The sequence below is a fragment of the Pseudomonas sp. 8 R 14 genome (assembly GCF_900005955.1).
Classification (GTDB): Bacteria; Pseudomonadota; Gammaproteobacteria; order Pseudomonadales; family Pseudomonadaceae; genus Aquipseudomonas; species Aquipseudomonas marginalis.
On record NZ_CVTH01000090.1, the window covers coordinates 36,634 to 55,087 of the forward strand.

Below are 18,454 nucleotides of genomic sequence, written 5' to 3' on the forward strand. Positions count from 1 at the left end.
GGGATTTTCGAGCGACCAATGACCAATCCGGCGGAAAAACCCTTAGCCAATCTGCTGGAGAATATCGCGCACCTTGTCCAGCGCCGGGTCGATGTCGAGGGTCTCGATGGCCCCAAACCCGATGATCAGGCCCGGACGCACCGGCGTGTCGTGGAAGAACACGTCCAGCGGGTATAGGCCGACTTCCACCTGGCGCGCCAATTCCATCAGCAACGGGATATTCACCGCTACTTTGCACAACGCCGCCATATGGAACCCGGCGACGGTGGGCACCGCTTCGAACCACGGCGACAGGTCGCCCGCCAGGCGCTGCAAAATGCGCTCGCGGCGCCCGGCGTATACGCTGTGGCAGCGGCGAATATGCTTGAGCAAATAGCCTTCGCTGATGAATTTGGCCAGCGCCCATTGCGGCAATGTGGAGCTGTGCTGGTCGGTCAATTGCTTGGCCTTGAGCACCGCGCCGTAGATCGCCGGCGGCAGCACCGCATAGCCCAGGCGCAGTTCGGGCAACAGGGTCTTGGAGAACGTCCCGACGTAGGTGACCACGCCACGGCTGTCCATGCTTTGCAGGGAGTCGGTCGGCCGGCCTTCGTAGCGGAACTCGCTGTCGTAGTCGTCCTCGATGATGATCGCACCCAACTCGAAGGCGCGTGCCAGCAGTGACTCCCGACGTGGCAGGCTCATGGGCATGCCGAGGGGGAACTGGTGGGAGGGCGTGACGTAGATCAGCCGGGCGCCATCGGGGATCCGGTCGACCTGAATGCCTTGTTCATCGATGGGAACCCCGATGACCAAGGCCCCCATCGCCATGAACAGCTGGCGCGCGGGGCTGTAGCCGGGGTCTTCCATGGCGACGATGCTGCCCGGCTCCAGCACCACGCGGGCGATCAGGTCCAACGCCTGCTGCGCACCGTTGGTGACCACGATGTCGCTGTCGCGGCATTTGACCCCACGGGAAAACGCGATATGCCCGGCGATGGCACTGCGCAGTGCCGGCACCCCTTCGGGCTGGCTGTAGAACCCACTGTTCTGGGCGATGCGCCGCAGCGCATCCTGGGTGCAGCGCCGCCATTCATCCTGGGGGAACTGGTTGCGGCTGGTGGCGCCGCCGATAAATTCGTAGCGCAACGTGCTGTCGCGGGTGGGATGGCGCATGGGCGAGGGCAGTGACTGCCACTTCGCCAGGTTGGCGGCGCAGGCCAGGTCGGTGGCGGTCTGCACGCGATTCGGCTGTGGTGCCCACGCGTTGACGAAGGTGCCACGGCCAATCTTGCCCACCAGCAGGCCTTCGTAGGTCAGGGTGGCGTAGGTGTCGGATACGGTCTTGCGCGATACGCCTAATTGCTCGGCCAGCAGGCGGCTGGGTGGCAGTTGCGCGCCCGCCGAGAGACGCCCGGTGGCGATGGCTTCACGCAACTGCTGATAAAGCTGGGCCGCCAGGTCCTTACGCCCGTTGATGACGATGTGGAGTTCCATGTTTCATCCTGAGACAGATCGATCTGCGCCAAGGTTACGCGTAAATCGATCTGTAGAAACCCAGGCGTACTCAGGACAGGAAGCCGCCATCCACATTCAGCGACACACCGGTGGTGTAGCTCGACGCATCGCTGGCCAGGTACAGCACCGCACCGGCCATCTCGCTCGGGTCGGCCACGCGCTTGAGCGGGATCTGCGCCAGGGCCATTTTCAGGATCGCGTCGTTCTTCACCAGCGCCGAGGCGAACTTGGTGTCGGTCAGGCCGGGCAACAGGGCGTTGCAACGAATGCCGAATTCGGCGCATTCCTTGGCGAACACCTTGGTCATGTTGATTACGGCGGCCTTGGTCACCGAGTAGATGCCCTGGAACACGCCCGGCGAAATGCCGTTGATCGACGCCACGTTGATGATGCTGCCGCCACCGTTCTCGCGCATCAGCTTGCCGGCTTCCACCGACATGAAGAAGTAGCCGCGAATGTTCACGTCAACGGTCTTCTGGAAGGCGCCGAGGTCGGTGTCCAGCACGTTGCAGAACTGCGGGTTGGTCGCGGCATTGTTGACCAGTATGTCCAGGCGGCCGAACTGTTCGCGGATGCCGGCAAACACCTGGGTAATCTGCTCCATTTCACCGATATGGCAGGCAATCGCCGTGGCCTTGCCGCCGTCGGCGATGATTGCATCCGCCACATGCTGGCAGCCTTCGAGCTTGCGGCTCGAGACGATCACGTGGGCGCCTTGCTGGGCAAGCAGCTTGGCGATGGCTTCACCGATGCCACGGCTGGCGCCGGACACAAAGGCAATCTTGCCGTCGAGGTCGAACAGGTGGGTCTTGGACATTAGCGATTCCTTAGAGGGCTGATTTACCGATGACATTCAGGCTCATCTGCTCCAGCAGCTTGTTCATGTGGATGAACTGCGCAAAGCGTTTGTCCTGGGTCTGGCCGTGGAAGAAACGGTAGTAGATCTGCTGCACGATGCCGGCCAGGCGGAACAGGCCGTAGGTGTAGTAGAAGTCGAAATTGTCGATCTGGATCCCGGCGCGCTCAGCGTAGTAATCCACGAACTGGCGGCGGGTGAGCATGCCGGGGGCATTGCTCGGCTGGCGGCGCATCAGTTGCACCGGCGCCGGGTCGTCGGCTTCGATCCAGTAGGCGAGGGTGTTGCCCAGGTCCATCAGCGGGTCGCCGAGGGTGGTCAGTTCCCAATCCAACACGCCGATGATCTGCATCGGGTTGTGCGGGTCGAGGATCACGTTATCGAAGCGGTAGTCGTTATGCACGATGCTCGAGGTTGGATGGTCGGCGGGCATCTTGTCGTTGAGCCAGGCACGTACCTTTTCCCAGTTGGGGGCGTCGGGGGTCAGGGCCTTTTCGTAGCGGTCGCTCCAGCCACCAATCTGGCGTGCCACATAGCCTTCAGGCTTGCCCAGGTCGGCCAGGCCGCAGGCGCGGTAGTCGACCTGGTGCAGTTCGACGAACTTGTCGATAAAGCTTTTGCACAACGCCTCGGTCCGGGTGGCATCCAGGCCCAGTTCGGCGGGCAGGTCGGAACGCAGGATGATGCCGTTGACCCGTTCCATCACATAGAACTCGGCGCCGATCACCGACGCGTCGGTGCAGTGCACATAGGCCTTGGGGCAATACGGGAAACCATCCTTGAGCTGGTTGAGAATGCGGTATTCGCGGCCCATGTCGTGGGCGGACTTGGCCTTGTGGCCAAAGGGTGGGCGACGCAGCACGAATTCCTGGCCGGGGTATTCCAGCAGGTAGGTGAGGTTGGAGGCGCCACCGGGGAACTGGCTGATCGTGGGCGTGCCGCTCAGGCCTGGGATATGGGCCTTGAGGTAGGGATCGATCAAGTTGGCATCAAGTTCTTCGCCTGGGCGAATCTGGGTCGATTGGTCGTTAAGCGCCATGCTTATCCCTTCTGCTTATTCTAAAGGCGTCGGACTATTTCCTAATCTAATGCGCACCACCGCCCAGCGACAAGGTCGGGGCGGCTTAATAGGTTAGCGTGTTGAAGGGTGATCAGCCTGCCTGATTGGTCATTTTACGGGCGGGGGCAGGACGACCGGGGTAAGCACCGGACGGCCGGCAAAGTACTCCACCAGGTTGTCGGCCACACGCTGCACGGTGTCGTGGGCGGCCTCGGGAGACAGGCCGGCCACATGGGACGTGAGCACGGTATTGCTCAAGCGCTTGAGGGCATCCGGCACCTTGGGTTCATCGTCGAACACGTCCAGCGCCGCACCCCCGATACGGCGTTGTTCAAGGGCGGTGACCAGGTCGGCGGTGACCACCACGCTGCCACGGCCGATATTCACCAGGTAACCGTTCGGGCCGAGGGCGTCCAGGGCGTGGCGGTCGATCAAGTGGCGCGTGCCGGCGCCGCCGGGCGTGGCCAGGACCAGGAAATCCGAGCTGCGCGCCAGCTCCACGGCCGTGGCGCAGTAGGTGTAGTCCACATCATCGCGCGGCTGGCGGTTGTGATAGCTCACTTCCATGCCAAAGCCGAGGGCCGCGCGCTTGGCGATTTCCAGGCCCACCGCGCCGAGCCCGAGGATGCCCAATTGCTTGCCGCCCAGGGACGGGCGCATGACCTTGGGCCATTCGCTGCGGCGTACCGCTGCGTCCGTCTGGGGAATGCCGCGCACCAGCGACAACAGCAGCGCCATGGCGTGGTCGGCCACCGACGGCGCATTCACCCCGGCGCCATTGGTGACCACGATGCCGCGATTGCTCGCGGCCTGCAGGTCGACATGCTCATAACCGGCGCCGATCACGCAGATGATCTCCAGCATTGGCAGGGCCGCGATTTCTTCGGCATACAGGCCCAGCGGGCCCCGGGTCAGTACGGCCTTGATCTGCCCGCCATGGGTCTTGATCGCCTGGGCGCGCTCGCTGGGTGTGGGCGCCAGGATCACATGAAAGTCGTTGCTCTCGATGATTTGCAGGTATTCATTGATGGTTTCAACCAGAACCAGAACAGTGGTGGTCATCGGAAGGCTCTTCCTGAAGGGTTTGAGGGCATCAGTATGCGGGATTTGCAGGAGGGCGCGTTTTGCTCGGGTAGAAAAAATCTACGACTGCAGGCGCGAGCATGCTTGCTCCTACAGTCTGTACCGGTCAGAACCTGACGTCAGCCGCTTTCATACTCAGCCCAAACGCCCCCGCCAGCGTGGCATTGTGATGCGCGATGATCGCCTCGGCCTTCAGCGCCGGGGTGTCCATGCAGGTATGGGCGTCTTCAGGCACGATCACCGAGAAGCCCAGCTCTACCGCCACGCGGCAGGTGGTGTCGATGCAGTACTGGGTTTTCATCCCGACGATCACCAGTTGATTAACCTCCAGGGCTCGCAGTCGTCGGGCCAGGTCGGTACCCAGGAAGCAACTGGGGCGGGTTTTGTCGAACAGATGGTCGTGAGTCTCGTCTACCAGCAGCCCTTGCCACAGTTGCCAATTCGGACTGCCCGCAGCTATCGGCGAGCCCGCCGGGCCGGTATGGCGGGCGACCAGGATCGGCGCGCCGGCTTCACGGGCGCGGCCGATCAACGAGTTGATGGTGCCCAGCACACGCTCGCGTTCAAAGGGTTTGTCGGGGCCATCGTACAAGCCGGTTTGCATATCGATGATCAACAGGGCATCAGCCATGGTATTGCTCCTTGCGAGTGCCAGGCGACGGAGCAATAAAACGGCCCCGTCCATTGCTGGCGGGGCCTTGGGTTGAATCTGGGTGGTGTTTAGCTTGAGCACCCACGGCAACCGCACGACCCGCCTGGAGCGGTCGTGGTGGTGGTGCGGGTGAGGAGCTGCTGGAAAAAGGTCATGCCTTGATCATGCTGGGACAGGGGCGAGACTGTCAAATGCATCAGGTGCCGAAAAAGTTGCGCCCCAGCTGGAACAGGGGGCGCGGATGCTAGCGGGAGATCACTGCGGGGGGCTAAGCCGTGCCTTTTCCTGCTCGGCCTGAGCGATGGCCATGAAATTGTAGGTGGGGAAGAATTCCGTGGTGTAGACCCCCCATGCGGTGTTTTCGATCGCCAGGTTGACTTCCGCCAGGCGCGACGCCGGCAGGCGCAACACGACGACCTGCCCGATACCCATGGTGATGTTCCAGCTCACTACTTCCACTCCTGCTGGTGGGAACACCTTGTGAAATTCCTGCTTGGCCAGTTGTCGTTTCAGTTCGCTCAACGGGCGTGATTGATCGTGTTTAAGAAATACGGTCAACATGACGGCGTTGTCCGCTGTGGCAACAGCGTTTTTTGCGGGAAGGGTTGTTGAAGTTTGCGCAGTCGCTACACCGGGTAACAGTGTCGCGGCCAGCAGTGCGGGTATTAACAGTTTGCGCATATTCATTGTCGGGTGCCTTGTTTGTTGTTCGGTTTTATCACTAAACATGAATGTTTAATCAGTTCGACATGACTGTCTTCATGGGGCCGGTGTAGGGGGCGTGTACCACATAAATCCGAACGGGCGGGTTAGTGCTGACCATATCGCGCGGCACTTCGCGGGAATAAGTGAATTCGCTGCTGTCGAGTTTTTCGAGTCTTCTAACAATGGTTCTGGTCGGGCCAACGTCAGGGACCAGGATATGGGTCTTTTTATCGCCGGTGACCAGGAAGTAACCGCCGCCGCCATCGGCGTGTTTCGAGCGGCCGGTATCGGTGTAGAAGAACTCATAGCGATTGCGCTGCGGGTCCCACATCGATATGCCGACCACGCCGGGGTAGCTGGCCTTGACGTCGGTGTCCGGCTCGCCTTCGATATAAACCTTGGTGGTCAGCCATTGAGGCGAGGAAGCCAGTGCGTGAACGTCAGGTTCAGACGCGGTTTGATTGGCGTAACTTTCAGACGAGCAGAGTAGGCCCGTGATCAACAAACCAGCAAAAACAACAGTGAGTCTTCGCATATTGGAATCCTTGTTATTTTAAATAAGCATGTTGTTCTTCGAATGGAGCGGGGCGATGTTAGGTTGGTTCTTGGCGAATGCTCAATGGCTATGTAGGGTTGTGTAACAATTGCAAGGTTGTTGTGGTTAAACTTTTATTTAGATATAAGGTGTTTCTGGTCTTGCTGTAGGCGACTTCTCTAAAAGTATGGGAAGTCCATTGGTTAGAATCCCCGATCGCGCTCGTCAATGGCGCCTGGCAGCCACTCGAGAAACCCGCGGCAGCCCCCCGAAACCACTGCCCAGGGCCGCGCTTGAGCCTCTGCACCGCATAACCGTTCCTCAGCTAAGTCTTTGCTTATTCACGAGAATCCCGGACAATCCGGCCCCTTCTATGGTCGGGGCGCTGCCTGTCAGGTTTTTCTGACTCGTCCCGGCCGTGTAAATGCGGAGATCCGACCGGATGAATGATCAGGCCAATAGCGTCGACGAACGCTATGCAACGACACCTGCAACCCTCTCAAGCTGGAGCCGCCAGGACACCACCTGGATGCTTGGCCTGTTCGGCACCGCCATTGGCGCCGGCACCTTGTTCCTGCCGATCAACGCCGGCCTGGGCGGCTTCTGGCCCTTGGTGATCCTGGCGGTGCTGGCGTTCCCGATGACGTTCTTTGCCCACCGTGGCCTGACCCGTTTCGTACTCTCCGGTCGTGCGGGCTCCGACATCACCGATGTGGTCGAAGAGCATTTCGGCATCAAGGCCGGTGCGTTGATCACGCTGCTGTACTTCTTCGCGATCTTCCCGATCCTGCTGATCTACAGCGTGGCCCTGACCAACACGGTCAGCAGCTTCATGGAGCACCAGTTGCACATCATGCCGCCGCCACGGGCGTTGCTGGCGTTTGTGCTGATCCTGGGGCTGCTGGCGGTGGTGCGTTGCGGTGAGCAGGTGATCGTCAAGGCCATGAGCCTGATGGTGTACCCGTTTATCGTCGCCTTGCTGTTCCTCGCGGTGTACCTGATCCCCCATTGGAACGGTGGCATCCTCAGCACCGCCAGTGTGGTGCCGGCACCGTCGGCGTTGCTCAACACCCTGTGGCTGGCGATTCCGGTGATGGTGTTCTCGTTCAACCACTCGCCGATCATCTCGGCGTTTGCGGTCGACCAGAAGCGCCAGTACGGCGAACACGCCGATGAGCGCAGTTCGCAGATCCTGTCCCGCGCGCACCTGTTGATGGTGGTGATGGTGCTGTTCTTCGTGTTCAGTTGCGTGCTGACCCTGTCGCCGGCGCAGTTGGGTGAGGCGAAAGCGCAGAACCTGTCGATCCTGTCGTACCTGGCCAACCACTTCAACAACCCGACCATCGCGTTTGCCGCGCCGTTGATCGCGTTCGTGGCGATTGCCAAGTCGTTCCTGGGTCACTACATCGGCGCCAGCGAAGGCCTCAAGGGCCTGGTGCTCAAGAGCGGTCGCCGTCCGGCCGCCAAGACCCTGGACCGCATGACCGCCGCCTTCATGCTGGTGGTGTGCTGGATCGTTGCCACGCTGAACCCGAGCATCCTTGGCATGATCGAGACCCTGGGCGGGCCGATCATCGCGTCGATCCTGTTCCTGATGCCGATGTACGCGATCCGCAAGGTGCCGGCCATGGCCAGGTACCGTGGGCAGGCGTCCAACGTGTTTGTCACGGCGGTGGGCCTGGTGGCGATTACCGCATTGATTTATTCGCTGCTGTCCTGACCCCGGGGCTCACGCCCGCAAGCCGATTCGCGCACACCGCGAATCGGCTTTTTTTTGCCTGCGCAAAAGCTGACGCGGCGCAACCGTCGCCGACCAATGAGGGCTAAGCTTACCCACGCTTTTTGCCAGGATGGGTTGGGCCGATTGAAGACTGAAACCGATGCACCCGTTGCCGTAACCTCTAACCGCACCCAAGACCTGCTGGCCGGCTTATCCATTGCCGGTTTGCTGCTGCCGGAGGCCGTGGCCTATTCCAGTATTGCCGCGCTGCCGCCCCAGGCCGGGGTGATCGCCTTGTTTGCCGGGCTGGTGTGCTATGGCCTGTTCGGCAGCAGCCGCTTTGCGATTGTCTCGGCCACCTCGTCGTCGGCAGCCGTGTTGGCGGCGGCCACGGCGAGCCTGGCGGGTGACGACCCGGCACTGAGGCTGTCCCTGGCCTTCGGGCTGGTGTTGCTCACCGGGGTGTTTTTCCTGTTGGCCGGACTGTTCAAGCTCGGCGGTGTCACCTCGTTTATCGCCAAGCCGGTATTGCGTGGCTTCGCCTTCGGCCTGGCGCTGACCATCATCCTCAAGCAATTGGCCGGTGTGGTGGGTGTGCACCTCACCGATAACAACCTGATCCGTTTTCTGCCGCAGTTGCTGGAGCAGCTGCCGCGTTGGAACTGGCCTGCGGCACTGGTGGCGACGCTGGCGTTGCTGGTGCTGTGGCTGTGCGCACGCCTCCCGCGCCTGCCCGGTGGCCTGGTGGTCGTGGTGCTCGGCATCGCTGCCGGGCAGTACCTGGACCTGCAGGCCTATGGGGTGGCGCAGATCGGCATGATCGACCTGCGCCTGGAGCTGGGGCATTTGCCGGTGCTGCCGTTTGCCGACTGGCTGCGCCTGGGGGAATTGGCGTTTGCGCTGGTGATGATCCTGTACGCGGAGTCCTACGGCTCTATCAGTTCGTTCGCGCTCAAGCATGGTGACCGGGTGTCATCCAACCGTGACCTGCTGGCGCTGGGCGCGGCCAACCTGGTCTCCGGGTTGTTCCACGGCATGCCGGCCGGTGCCGGGTATTCGGCGACGTCGGCCAACGAGGCGGCCGGCGCCTATTCGCGCCTGGCGGGGATTGTCGCGGCGCTGGTGATCTTGCTGATTGTGCTGACGGTGCTGCCCTATGTCGCGCTCACGCCGGAGCCGGTGCTGGCCGCCGTCGTCATCTATGCCCTGGGACGAGGCTTGAGCGTGCAGCCGCTCGGGCGTTATTTCCTGTGGCGGCGTGATCGCGTGCTGGTGATCTGCGCGGTGGCGGCGGTACTGGTGCTGGGTGTGCTGGATGGCTTGCTGGTGGCGGTGGGGATCAGTGTGGTGTTGATGCTGCGCCAGATGTCGTCAGCCGACATTCAAGTGCTGGGGCGCCTGGGTGACAGCCATGACTTTGTCGACCGTCAGCACCATGCCGATGCCCTGGCCGTGCCTAGAGTCTTGATCGTACGGCCCAGCGAGGCGCTGTTTTTTGCGAATGCCGAGCGCATCCTGGGCGCCGCCTTACGCCTGATGCGGCAGTCACAGGTAGAGGTGGTGGTGTTGAGCCTGGAAGAATCGCCGGACCTCGACGGCACCAGTATCGAAGCGCTGGCGGCGTTTTTTGCCCAGGTACGTGGGGAGGGCAAGCGCTTGGTGCTGGCCCGCGTCCGGCATGAGGCTCGTGAGGTGTTGCAGGGGTTGCCTGAGGCATTGGCGCCCCATGTATTGCTCAGTGGCCTGAGCGTCGATGGCGCGGTGCAGCTGGCGCTTGAGGTAGGAAAAGCGTGAGGAAGGGGGCTTATGCGATGGCGGTGGGTCAGTGACAGATGGATCAACTGAATGTGTTGGTATTCCAGGCATAAAAAAACGCCGCGTACCTTGCGATACGCGGCGTCTTTCACATCAACACACCGTTAAGCCTGGATCACCGGGATGTTGGCGCTTGCTGCGATTTTGCGGAACTCGGCGATCTGGTCGAAGTTCAGGTAGCGATAGACGTCACTGGCCATGGTGTCCAGTTTCGCTGCGTAGCCCATGTACTCTTCGACGGTCGGCAGGCGACCCAGGGTGGAGGCGACTGCCGCCAGCTCAGCCGAAGCCAGGTAGACGTTCGCGCCGTCACCCAGGCGGTTCGGGAAGTTACGGGTCGACGTCGATACCACGGTCGAGTTCGGCTCTACACGTGCCTGGTTACCCATGCACAGCGAGCAGCCCGGCATTTCCATGCGCGCGCCAGCCTTGCCGTAGATGCCGTAGTAGCCTTCTTCGGTCAACTGGTGAGCGTCCATCTTGGTCGGCGGCGACAGCCACAGGCGAGTTGGCAACTGACCCTTGACCTGCTCCAGCAGCTTACCGGCAGCGCGGAAGTGACCGATGTTGGTCATGCACGAACCGATGAACACTTCGTCGATCTTCTCGCCAGCAACGCTGGACAGCAGACGGGCATCGTCCGGGTCGTTCGGCGCGCAGAGGATCGGCTCGTTGATTTCGGCCAGGTCGATCTCGATGACTTCGGCGTATTCCGCGTCGGCATCGGCTTCCATCAGTTCCGGGTTGGCGACCCAGGCTTCCATCGCTTGGGCGCGACGTTCCAGGGTGCGGGCATCGCCGTAGCCTTCGCCGATCATCCAGCGCAGCAGGGTGATGTTGGAGTTCAGGTACTCGGTGACGGATTCTTTCGACAGCTTGATGGTGCAACCGGCAGCCGAACGTTCGGCCGATGCGTCGGAGAGCTCGAAAGCCTGCTCCAGCGTCAGGTCGTTCAGGCCTTCGATTTCCAGGATGCGGCCGGAGAAGGCGTTTTTCTTGCCTTTCTTCTCTACGGTCAGCAGGCCAGCCTGGATCGCGTAGTAAGGAATGGCATGAACCAGGTCGCGCAGGGTGATGCCAGGTTTCATCTTGCCTTTGAAGCGCACCAGGATCGATTCCGGCATGTCCAGCGGCATGACGCCGGTGGCTGCGGCGAACGCGACCAGACCCGAACCGGCCGGGAACGAGATGCCCATCGGGAAACGGGTGTGGGAGTCACCACCGGTGCCGACGGTATCCGGCAGCAGCATGCGGTTCAGCCAGCTGTGGATGATGCCGTCGCCTGGACGCAGCGATACACCGCCACGGGTCATGATGAAGTCAGGCAGGGTGTGGTGGGTGGTCACGTCGATCGGCTTTGGATACGCCGCGGTGTGGCAGAAGGACTGCATCACCAGGTCGGTCGAGAAGCCCAGGCACGCCAGGTCTTTCAGTTCGTCACGGGTCATCGGACCGGTGGTGTCCTGGGAACCCACGGTGGTCATCTTCGGTTCGCAGTACGTACCTGGACGAACGCCTTTGCCTTCCGGCAGGCCGCAGGCCTTGCCGACCATTTTCTGGGCCAGGGTGAAACCCTTGCCCGTGTCGACCGGTGCTTCAGGCAGCTTGAACAGGTCGGTAGGGCCCAGGCCCAGCTCGGCGCGCGCCTTGTCGGTCAGGCCACGGCCGATGATCAGCGGGATACGGCCGCCGGCGCGAACTTCGTCGAGCAGGACCGGGGTCTTCATTTCGAAGGTGGTCAGGACTTCGTCGGTGCCGTGCTTGCAGACTTTGCCAGCATGAGGGTACAGGTCGATCACGTCGCCCATGTTCATGTTGGTCACGTCGAATTCGATCGGCAGTGCGCCGGCATCTTCCATGGTGTTGTAGAAGATGGGAGCGATCTTGCTGCCGAAGCAGAAGCCGCCGGCGCGCTTGTTCGGCACGTAGGGAACGTCGTCGCCGAAGAACCACAGCACCGAGTTGGTCGCGGATTTACGCGAAGATCCGGTACCGACCACGTCACCGACGTAGGCGATCGGGAAGCCTTGGCCGCGCATTTCTTCGATCTGCTTCATCGGGCCGGTCTTGCCTTGCTCGTCCGGCACGATGCCTTCACGTGCCATTTTCAACATGGCCAGGGCGTGCAGCGGGATGTCAGGGCGGGACCACGCGTCCGGGGCGGGGGACAGGTCGTCGGTGTTGGTTTCGCCGGTGACCTTGAACACGCGCAGGCTGATCTTGTCGGCCAGGGTCGGGCGGTTACGGAACCACTCGCCGTCAGCCCAGGACTGGATCACGCCTTTGGCGTGCTCGTTGCCGTTGCGGGCTTTTTCGGCGACGTCGTGGAACGCATCGAACATCAGCAGGGTGTGCTTGAGTTGGGCAGCCGCGACAGGCGCCAGCTCGGCGTCGTCCAGCAGCTCGACCAACGTCACGATGTTGTAGCCGCCCTGCATGGTGCCGAGCAGTTCAACCGCGCGTTTCTTGTCGATCAGGGGGGAAGTGGCTTCGCCCTTGGCCAGGGCAGACAGGAAGCCGGCCTTGACGTAGGCAGCTTCGTCAACGCCCGGTGGAATACGGTTGGTGATCAGGTCAACGAGGAATTCTTCTTCGCCAGCCGGAGGATTCTTCAGCAGCTCAACCAGGCCTGCGGTTTGTTCGGCATTAAGCGGCTGGGGAACGATACCCAGTGCTGCACGCTCTTCGATATGTTTGCGGTAGGCTTCAAGCACAGTTATTACCCTCATCAGTGGTCCCACGGGACGCTCATCCAGAAATGAACGGCACGCATGCGCTCGGGGGCTTTTTGGGCCGCAAAGCCAGCGCTGCCGGCATTCCTTACAGAAGCTGCTTTCAAAGTTTTACGCCTGCAGAACGGAGCTGATGAGGGTTGGCGCTGATCATTACCTGCCGGGTAATGACCATCGCCAACACCGTTCTGAAGGAACGACTGTGCTCGTGACGCTTTGAAAACAGCTTCCAGCGGATTATTGGCGCCTTACAAGGCCGGATGATTCTACGGCAAAAAATTTCTAAAGGTAAGTTGCATCACCAAGTTTGCTGGGTGATCAACCTTAGACAAAGGGCTAACATGGCGCACTGTTTCGCTGATTTGCGTGTTGTTGCCCATGTCCAACCAAACCATCAAGACCCCCTGCGTCGGCCTGTGCTCCACGGTCTACGGCGATCTCGTGTGCCGTGGCTGCAAGCGTTTCCACCACGAAGTGATCCAGTGGAATGGCTATAACGAGGAAGAAAAACGCGCGGTCTGGCTGCGGCTGGAGCAACTGTTGGTGCAGGTGATGGCCGGCAAACTCGAGATTTTCGACCCCAAGACCCTGCGCGGCCAACTGGAGCAACGCAAGATCCGTTTCGTGCCGCACCAGTCCGAGTACTGCTGGGCGTACCAGCTGATTGCCCGCGGCGCGCGGGTGATCAATAACCTGGAGGCGTACGGCATGGTGCTGTTGCCGGAGTTTCGCGACTGGGCCTTGCCGGAACTGCGCGATGCCATCGACCGTGAGTTCTTCATTCTGTCCGAGGCCCATTACCAGCGCTATATCGCCCCGGGGTTCCTGAGAGACGCGCTCGCTGACTGACAACACACATCCAACTGTGGGAGGGGGATCGGCGTCAGGCCTTGGTCGCCAGTTCCTCCAGGTGATCCATCAACGTCTGCGGCTTGAGCACCAGTACATCACTGTCCACCGCATCCAGGATCACCTCCGCCGTATTACCGATCAACGCCCCGGAAATGCCGGTGCGCCCCACCGTGCCTATGATGGTCACGGCCGCTTTCAATGTGTGGGCCAGGTGGGGGATCAATACATCCGCCGGGCCCTCCTCGACATGCAGGTGCGCGTCATCCACATCGAATTCCGCCTGGAACGCCTTGCACTGCTCCCGATAACGCGCCTCGATGGTTTCCTTGAGCTGGAACGTCGGGTCCGCCGCCGACAACATCGGCGACGGATGGGCGCTGATCACATGCAACTGCGCCTTGGCCAGGCTGGCGATGTCGAAGCCATGGTCGATGATCGCGTGATGCAGCTCGCGGTGTTCCCCGTCGTTGTTGCCCACATCGATCGCCGCCAGAATTACCCCGCCCGCCCACGGTGTGGACGTCTTGACCAGCAACACCGGCGTCGGGCACAAGCGCAACAGCTTCCAGTCCGCCGGCGTCAGCAGGGCCTTTTTAAGCGGGCTGTCGGGAAAGTGCTGCTTGATCACCAGCCCACAGCCTTCGGCCTGCTGCACATCGATAATGGTGTCATGCAGGCTTTCATTCCACGCCTGCTCGGTGGTCACGCTGTAACCGTCCTCCTGCAAGCCGGCCTTGAGCAGGCTCAACAGCGCCGAATGCTCGTGTTTCTTGTCGCAGACCAGCAAGTGCAGGTGCGCGCCGGTAACCCCGGCGATCAGCTTGGCGCGCTTGAGGGCCAGGCTTTCCGAATGCGCGGGCTCGATGACCACCAGGATGCTGCGAATGGCTTGCATGATCGGATCTCCAAAAGGGTGGGCGTGGAACAACTATAGTTGCTGCCCGCCAGACGTCATGTTGATGCACATCAAGGCCGGTGGCTGGTGGTCTGCGGCGCGGTGGGTATAATCGGCGGCCTTTTTGTGATCCTTTGTCCGTGAGCCCGATGAACCTGCCCGAAATCCACGAATTCCTCGGTTGCCGAACCCCCGATGCCTGGGTGCAGGCCGCATTGGCCGATCAGGACACCCTGTTGATCGACCACAAGAACTGCGAATTCAAAGCGGCCAGCACCGCCCTGAGCCTGATCGCCAAGTACCACGCCCATGTTGACCTGATCAATATGATGTCGCGGCTGGCCCGGGAAGAACTGGTGCACCATGAGCAGGTCATGCGCCTGATCAAGAAGCGCAAGGTCGAGTTGCGCCAACTGCACGCCGGGCGCTATGCCTCCGGTTTGCGCAAGGTGGTGCGCAGCCACGAACCGGTCAAGCTGGTGGATACCCTGGTGGTCGGCGCCTTTATCGAAGCGCGCAGTTGCGAGCGTTTCGAAGCCCTGGTGCCGCATTTGGACGAAGAACTCGGCAAGTTCTACTTCGGCCTGCTGAAAAGCGAGGCGCGGCACTTCCAGGGTTACCTGAAGCTGGCCTACCAGTACGGCGACGCCAAGGACATCGCCCAGGTGATCGAGCGGGTGAGGGCGGCCGAGCAGGAACTGATCGAATCACCCGACATCGAGTTCCGCTTTCACAGTGGCGTGCCAGCCTGAGGCCACGGCGACGCCGATCAAGGCGCTGATCCCGGTCAGTAGCAGGATCACCGTCTGCGTGCCCAAGGGCGCCGCCAGCACTGCAATCACCAGGCCCGCCAGCGGCTGGGCCAGGTTGTTGAGCAAGGTGATCACGCCCACGGTCTTGCCGAAGTCCTGCACTGGAATGACCCGCTGACGAGTACTGCGCAGGTAAACGTTGAACATCTTGTCGAAGCCGGTGACCAGCAGGAATCCCAGGGTGTACGCCCACAGGCTGGGACTGACCGCCATCACCAACGCCCCGGCGCCGATCATCGAGTAAGACAGCCCGCCCAGCACTTTCAAGGGCAGGGTGGCGCGCGCCAGGTAAAACAGAATTGCGATGGTCACCCCCGCGCCGGCCGCCTGCAGCAGGGCATAGGTGTCCTTGTCGGCAGCGTAGAGGCCGGTGACCATGGCCGCGGAGGTGGCCAGCGTCACGCCGATGATCAGGTTCACACCGACCGCCAGGGTAATGATCCGCTTCAGCTCCGCCAGGTTGCGGATATGCCCGAACGCGATGCGCAGCGGTTGCAGCCAGATATCCCGGTGCTGCCGATGGGTTTCCAGGCTTGCCGTGGTTTTACGCTGCCAGGCCAGCATCGCCAGGTCCGCCAGCACAAACAGCCCGGCAATCCCCAGCACCACCCAGTGCCAGGCCCACACCTCCAGCATCAGCGCGGCCACCAGCGGCCCCAGCACCAGGCCGCTCTGGTCGGCGATCTGCGAGTAGGAGAGGGTCTTGGCATAGCTGTACTGCTGGAAGACATGCGGCATCAACACTTCGCGGGCCATGATGCCCTGGGTCGTCAGCACCCCGCATAACGCCGACAGCAGCACCAGCCAGTAGATACCGTCGAACACCCCATACAACGCCACCGCCATCACACAGGCCAGTGCCCGGTAAACCTGGCTGATATGCAGGATGCGCACCGGCGAATACTTGTCGCACAACGCCCCGCACACCGGAAACGCGAGATAGCGCGGCAGTGATTCGACAAAGAAGGCCAGCCCGGCCCAGGACACGCTGTGGGTGGTCTGGAACACGATCAGTGGCACGATAAACAACAGGATCTGGTCCGCCAGCCGCGACAGGAACAGCGAAACGAAGAACGCCAGGTAATCCTTGCGCATACAACTCCCTGTGGATGGCGTTAAAAAATGCAGGCTATTTGTTAAAAACTCTTAAAAGCATGAAGCTTCGTCGGCACCAACTGGCCAGTTGCTTTAGTTGACCAGCTTGCCACCTATAATGCCCGCTCTTCAATCCGTCTTTGCACACTGAGAACTTATGGAAAACCTGGGTCTGGGCAAGGTCCTGCTCGTTGAGGACGACGAGAAGCTGGCAGGGCTGATCGCGCATTTTCTGTCACAGCATGGCTTTGAGGTCCGCGTGGTGCACCGCGGCGATGAAGCCCTGGCGGCGTTCCTCGACTTCAAACCCAAGATCGTCGTGCTCGACCTGATGCTGCCGGGCCAGAGTGGCCTGCATGTGTGCCGCGAGATCCGCACGGTGTCCGACACCCCCATTGTGATCCTCACTGCCAAGGAAGACGACCTGGACCATATCCTCGGCCTGGAGTCGGGTGCCGACGACTATGTGATCAAGCCGATCAAGCCGCCGGTACTGCTGGCACGCCTGCGCGCCCTGCAACGTCGCCAGGCGCCCGAGCCGACGGTGCGCGGCGCCCTCGCGTTCGGCCGCTTGGCGATTGACCGCAGTTGCCGGGTGGTCAGCCTGGGGGACGAGCAGATCGACCTCACCACCATGGAGTTCGAGCTCCTGTGGTTGCTGGCCAGCAGCGCGGGCAAGATTCTTTCCCGCGACGACATCCTCAACCGCATGCGCGGCATTGCCTTTGACGGCCTTAACCGCAGCGTCGACGTGTACATCAGCAAGCTGCGCGGCAAGCTCAACGACAACCCCCGTGAGCCGGTGTGCATCAAGACCATCTGGGGCAAGGGCTATCTGTTCAATCCGTTTGCGTGGGAGGTCTAGATGCTGCGCCTGTTTCTGCGCCTGTATGTGATTCTGGCGATCGGCCTGGCGGGGGCGATCTGGCTGGTCAACTACACCTTCGACGAACTGCTCCCCGAAGCCAACGAGACCTATAACCGCGAAGCCATGCGTGGCCCGGCATACGGCTTGGTGGAGCAATTGCGGCCGTTGCCCGTGGAGCAGCGCACCGCACGGCTGGCCGAGTTGCAGTCCCACTACGGCCTGCGCCTGAAGCTGGTGCAGAAGGATGCCCAGGCCCTCACCGAGCGCGAACAAAAGCTTCTGGAACAGGGCTTGCTGGTGGTGCGCGGCGACTTTATGGAGTTTCTCACGGCCATCGACGGTGGCCCGCAACTGCTGGAAATCAAACTGCCGGAAGAGCCCAAGTGGTTATACCTGTGGGCCTACGGTTTTCTCGGGCTGTGCCTGGCCATCGTCCTGTATTTCTGGGTGCGCCCGCACTGGCGCGACCTGGAACATATCCGCCTGGCCGCGCAGCGCTTCGGCGACAACGACCTCGGCTCGCGCATCCTGCTGCCGCGCAGCTCCACCGTGCGTGCGCTGGCCGGGCACTTCAACCAGATGGCCGAGCGCATCGAAAGCCTGATCGCCAACCAGCGCGAACTCACCAATGCGGTGTCCCACGAACTGCGTACACCGATTGCACGGTTATCGTTCGAACTCGACCAACTCAAGCAACAGGCCGACCCGCGCCAGCGGGGCGAATTGATCGCCGATATGTACGCCGACCTCGGCGAGCTGGAGGAGATGGTGTCCGAGCTGCTCACCTACGCCAGCCTGGAGCGCGGCGCCACTCAGGTCACCCGCGAGCGCATCGAGGCCCACAGCTGGCTCGACAGCGTGATCGGCAGCGTCGCGCTGGAGGCGGAGGCGGCCGGTATCCAGCTGACGTTGCGTACCTGCGAGGTCGACTTTATCCAGATCGAGCCGCGCTTCATGGCCCGCGCCGTGATCAACCTGCTGCGCAATGCCATCCGTTATGCCGAGCGCCGGGTCGAGGTGTCGCTGGTGAAGTTCGGCGAGGGCTACGAAGTGCGTGTGTGTGACGACGGCCCCGGCGTGCCCGAGGACGGCCGGGCCAGGATCTTCCAGCCCTTCATGCGCCTGGATGCCAGTCGCGACCGCCGCACCGGCGGCTTCGGCCTCGGCCTGGCGCTGGTGCAGCGGGTGTCGCAGTGGCATGGCGGGCACGTGCACGTGATGGATTCGGAGTGGGGCGGGGCGTCGTTTCGCATGACGTGGGCGTATGCCGAATAAGT

At 61.7% G+C, this 18,454-nt stretch carries 16 protein-coding genes; 6 read left to right on the plus strand and 10 right to left on the minus strand.

The window, feature by feature from the left end:
* Window positions 1-42 precede the first annotated feature (42 nt).
* The 7 genes from BFQ01_RS29020 to BFQ01_RS29050 all read right to left on the minus strand — a co-directional run bounded on the left by BFQ01_RS29020 (window position 43) and on the right by BFQ01_RS29050 (window position 6,388).
* Window positions 43-1,476 (minus strand): MocR-like pyridoxine biosynthesis transcription factor PdxR, encoded by a 1,434-nt coding sequence (locus tag BFQ01_RS29020; protein WP_065927999.1) that lies wholly within the window; start codon window positions 1,474-1,476, stop codon window positions 43-45.
* A 70-nt stretch (window positions 1,477-1,546) separates the two neighbouring features.
* Window positions 1,547-2,314: an SDR family oxidoreductase gene (locus BFQ01_RS29025; RefSeq protein WP_027608558.1), complete on the minus strand. Its 768-nt coding sequence runs from the start codon at window positions 2,312-2,314 to the stop codon at window positions 1,547-1,549.
* Window positions 2,315-2,324: 10 nt separating this feature from the next.
* Window positions 2,325-3,392: a phosphotransferase family protein gene (locus BFQ01_RS29030; RefSeq protein ID WP_027608557.1), complete on the minus strand. Its 1,068-nt coding sequence runs from the start codon at window positions 3,390-3,392 to the stop codon at window positions 2,325-2,327.
* Window positions 3,393-3,521: 129 nt separating this feature from the next.
* Complete coding sequence (locus tag BFQ01_RS29035; RefSeq protein ID WP_065928000.1) at window positions 3,522-4,475, minus strand: 2-hydroxyacid dehydrogenase; 954 nt, start codon at window positions 4,473-4,475, stop codon at window positions 3,522-3,524.
* Window positions 4,476-4,602: 127 nt separating this feature from the next.
* Complete coding sequence (locus BFQ01_RS29040; RefSeq protein ID WP_065928001.1) at window positions 4,603-5,127, minus strand: cysteine hydrolase family protein; 525 nt, start codon at window positions 5,125-5,127, stop codon at window positions 4,603-4,605.
* Window positions 5,128-5,403: 276 nt separating this feature from the next.
* Window positions 5,404-5,835 (minus strand): hypothetical protein, encoded by a 432-nt coding sequence (locus BFQ01_RS29045; protein WP_370671283.1) that lies wholly within the window; start codon window positions 5,833-5,835, stop codon window positions 5,404-5,406.
* Window positions 5,836-5,887: 52 nt separating this feature from the next.
* Window positions 5,888-6,388, minus strand: coding sequence for a DUF4822 domain-containing protein (locus BFQ01_RS29050; protein WP_065928002.1), 501 nt, complete (start codon window positions 6,386-6,388; stop codon window positions 5,888-5,890).
* A gap of 442 nt (window positions 6,389-6,830) precedes the next feature.
* Here BFQ01_RS29050 and BFQ01_RS29055 point away from each other — a divergent pair, with 442 nt between their 5' ends.
* Both BFQ01_RS29055 and BFQ01_RS29060 read left to right on the plus strand, forming a co-directional pair.
* Window positions 6,831-8,108, plus strand: a complete 1,278-nt coding sequence (locus BFQ01_RS29055; protein ID WP_065928003.1) for a serine/threonine transporter — start codon at window positions 6,831-6,833, stop codon at window positions 8,106-8,108.
* Window positions 8,109-8,252: 144 nt separating this feature from the next.
* Window positions 8,253-9,902 carry a SulP family inorganic anion transporter gene (locus BFQ01_RS29060; RefSeq protein WP_065928004.1) on the plus strand — a complete coding sequence of 550 codons (1,650 nt, stop codon included), beginning with the start codon at window positions 8,253-8,255 and terminating at the stop codon, window positions 9,900-9,902.
* A gap of 125 nt (window positions 9,903-10,027) precedes the next feature.
* On the opposite strand, the gene acnB is transcribed toward BFQ01_RS29060, so the two are convergent.
* Window positions 10,028-12,637 (minus strand): bifunctional aconitate hydratase 2/2-methylisocitrate dehydratase, encoded by a 2,610-nt coding sequence (acnB, locus tag BFQ01_RS29065; protein WP_065928005.1) that lies wholly within the window; start codon window positions 12,635-12,637, stop codon window positions 10,028-10,030.
* 396 nt (window positions 12,638-13,033) lie between these two features.
* On the opposite strand from acnB, the gene BFQ01_RS29070 reads away from it, so the two are divergent.
* Entirely contained in the window at window positions 13,034-13,504 is a 471-nt protein-coding gene (locus BFQ01_RS29070; RefSeq protein WP_065928006.1) for a DUF1289 domain-containing protein, read from the plus strand.
* Between the two features lie 34 nt (window positions 13,505-13,538).
* On the opposite strand, the gene BFQ01_RS29075 is transcribed toward BFQ01_RS29070, so the two are convergent.
* On the minus strand, window positions 13,539-14,402 hold the full coding sequence (locus BFQ01_RS29075; RefSeq protein WP_027608548.1) for a universal stress protein: 864 nt from the start codon (window positions 14,400-14,402) through the stop codon (window positions 13,539-13,541).
* A 149-nt stretch (window positions 14,403-14,551) separates the two neighbouring features.
* On the opposite strand from BFQ01_RS29075, the gene BFQ01_RS29080 reads away from it, so the two are divergent.
* Window positions 14,552-15,154: a tRNA-(ms[2]io[6]A)-hydroxylase gene (locus tag BFQ01_RS29080; RefSeq protein ID WP_027608547.1), complete on the plus strand. Its 603-nt coding sequence runs from the start codon at window positions 14,552-14,554 to the stop codon at window positions 15,152-15,154.
* Here the strand turns inward: BFQ01_RS29080 and BFQ01_RS29085 are convergent.
* A complete protein-coding gene (locus BFQ01_RS29085) occupies window positions 15,110-16,309 on the minus strand; it encodes an MFS transporter (RefSeq protein WP_065928007.1) in 1,200 nt (399 codons plus the stop codon). The two genes, BFQ01_RS29080 and BFQ01_RS29085, sit on opposite strands and share 45 nt — an antisense overlap.
* A gap of 157 nt (window positions 16,310-16,466) precedes the next feature.
* Here BFQ01_RS29085 and BFQ01_RS29090 point away from each other — a divergent pair, with 157 nt between their 5' ends.
* Window positions 16,467-17,174, plus strand: coding sequence for a response regulator (locus BFQ01_RS29090; RefSeq protein WP_065928008.1), 708 nt, complete (start codon window positions 16,467-16,469; stop codon window positions 17,172-17,174).
* Entirely contained in the window at window positions 17,175-18,452 is a 1,278-nt protein-coding gene (locus BFQ01_RS29095; RefSeq protein ID WP_065928009.1) for an ATP-binding protein, read from the plus strand.
* Window positions 18,453-18,454: the final 2 nt, after the last annotated feature.

What these genes read in the sequence shown, in the direction of transcription:
- BFQ01_RS29035 (WP_065928000.1), bottom strand. Translation starts at nt 4,475, where the DNA reads ATGACCACCACTGTTCTGGTTCTGGTTGAAACCATCAATGAATACCTG.
- BFQ01_RS29030 (WP_027608557.1), bottom strand. Translation starts at nt 3,392, where the DNA reads ATGGCGCTTAACGACCAATCGACCCAGATTCGCCCAGGCGAAGAACTT.
- BFQ01_RS29095 (WP_065928009.1), top strand. Translation starts at nt 17,175, where the DNA reads ATGCTGCGCCTGTTTCTGCGCCTGTATGTGATTCTGGCGATCGGCCTG.
- BFQ01_RS29050 (WP_065928002.1), bottom strand. Translation starts at nt 6,388, where the DNA reads ATGCGAAGACTCACTGTTGTTTTTGCTGGTTTGTTGATCACGGGCCTA.
- BFQ01_RS29070 (WP_065928006.1), top strand. Translation starts at nt 13,034, where the DNA reads ATGTCCAACCAAACCATCAAGACCCCCTGCGTCGGCCTGTGCTCCACG.
- BFQ01_RS29055 (WP_065928003.1), top strand. Translation starts at nt 6,831, where the DNA reads ATGAATGATCAGGCCAATAGCGTCGACGAACGCTATGCAACGACACCT.
- BFQ01_RS29080 (WP_027608547.1), top strand. Translation starts at nt 14,552, where the DNA reads ATGAACCTGCCCGAAATCCACGAATTCCTCGGTTGCCGAACCCCCGAT.
- BFQ01_RS29090 (WP_065928008.1), top strand. Translation starts at nt 16,467, where the DNA reads ATGGAAAACCTGGGTCTGGGCAAGGTCCTGCTCGTTGAGGACGACGAG.
- BFQ01_RS29025 (WP_027608558.1), bottom strand. Translation starts at nt 2,314, where the DNA reads ATGTCCAAGACCCACCTGTTCGACCTCGACGGCAAGATTGCCTTTGTG.
- BFQ01_RS29075 (WP_027608548.1), bottom strand. Translation starts at nt 14,402, where the DNA reads ATGCAAGCCATTCGCAGCATCCTGGTGGTCATCGAGCCCGCGCATTCG.
- BFQ01_RS29045 (WP_370671283.1), bottom strand. Translation starts at nt 5,835, where the DNA reads ATGAATATGCGCAAACTGTTAATACCCGCACTGCTGGCCGCGACACTG.
- BFQ01_RS29085 (WP_065928007.1), bottom strand. Translation starts at nt 16,309, where the DNA reads ATGCGCAAGGATTACCTGGCGTTCTTCGTTTCGCTGTTCCTGTCGCGG.
- BFQ01_RS29040 (WP_065928001.1), bottom strand. Translation starts at nt 5,127, where the DNA reads ATGGCTGATGCCCTGTTGATCATCGATATGCAAACCGGCTTGTACGAT.
- BFQ01_RS29020 (WP_065927999.1), bottom strand. Translation starts at nt 1,476, where the DNA reads ATGGAACTCCACATCGTCATCAACGGGCGTAAGGACCTGGCGGCCCAG.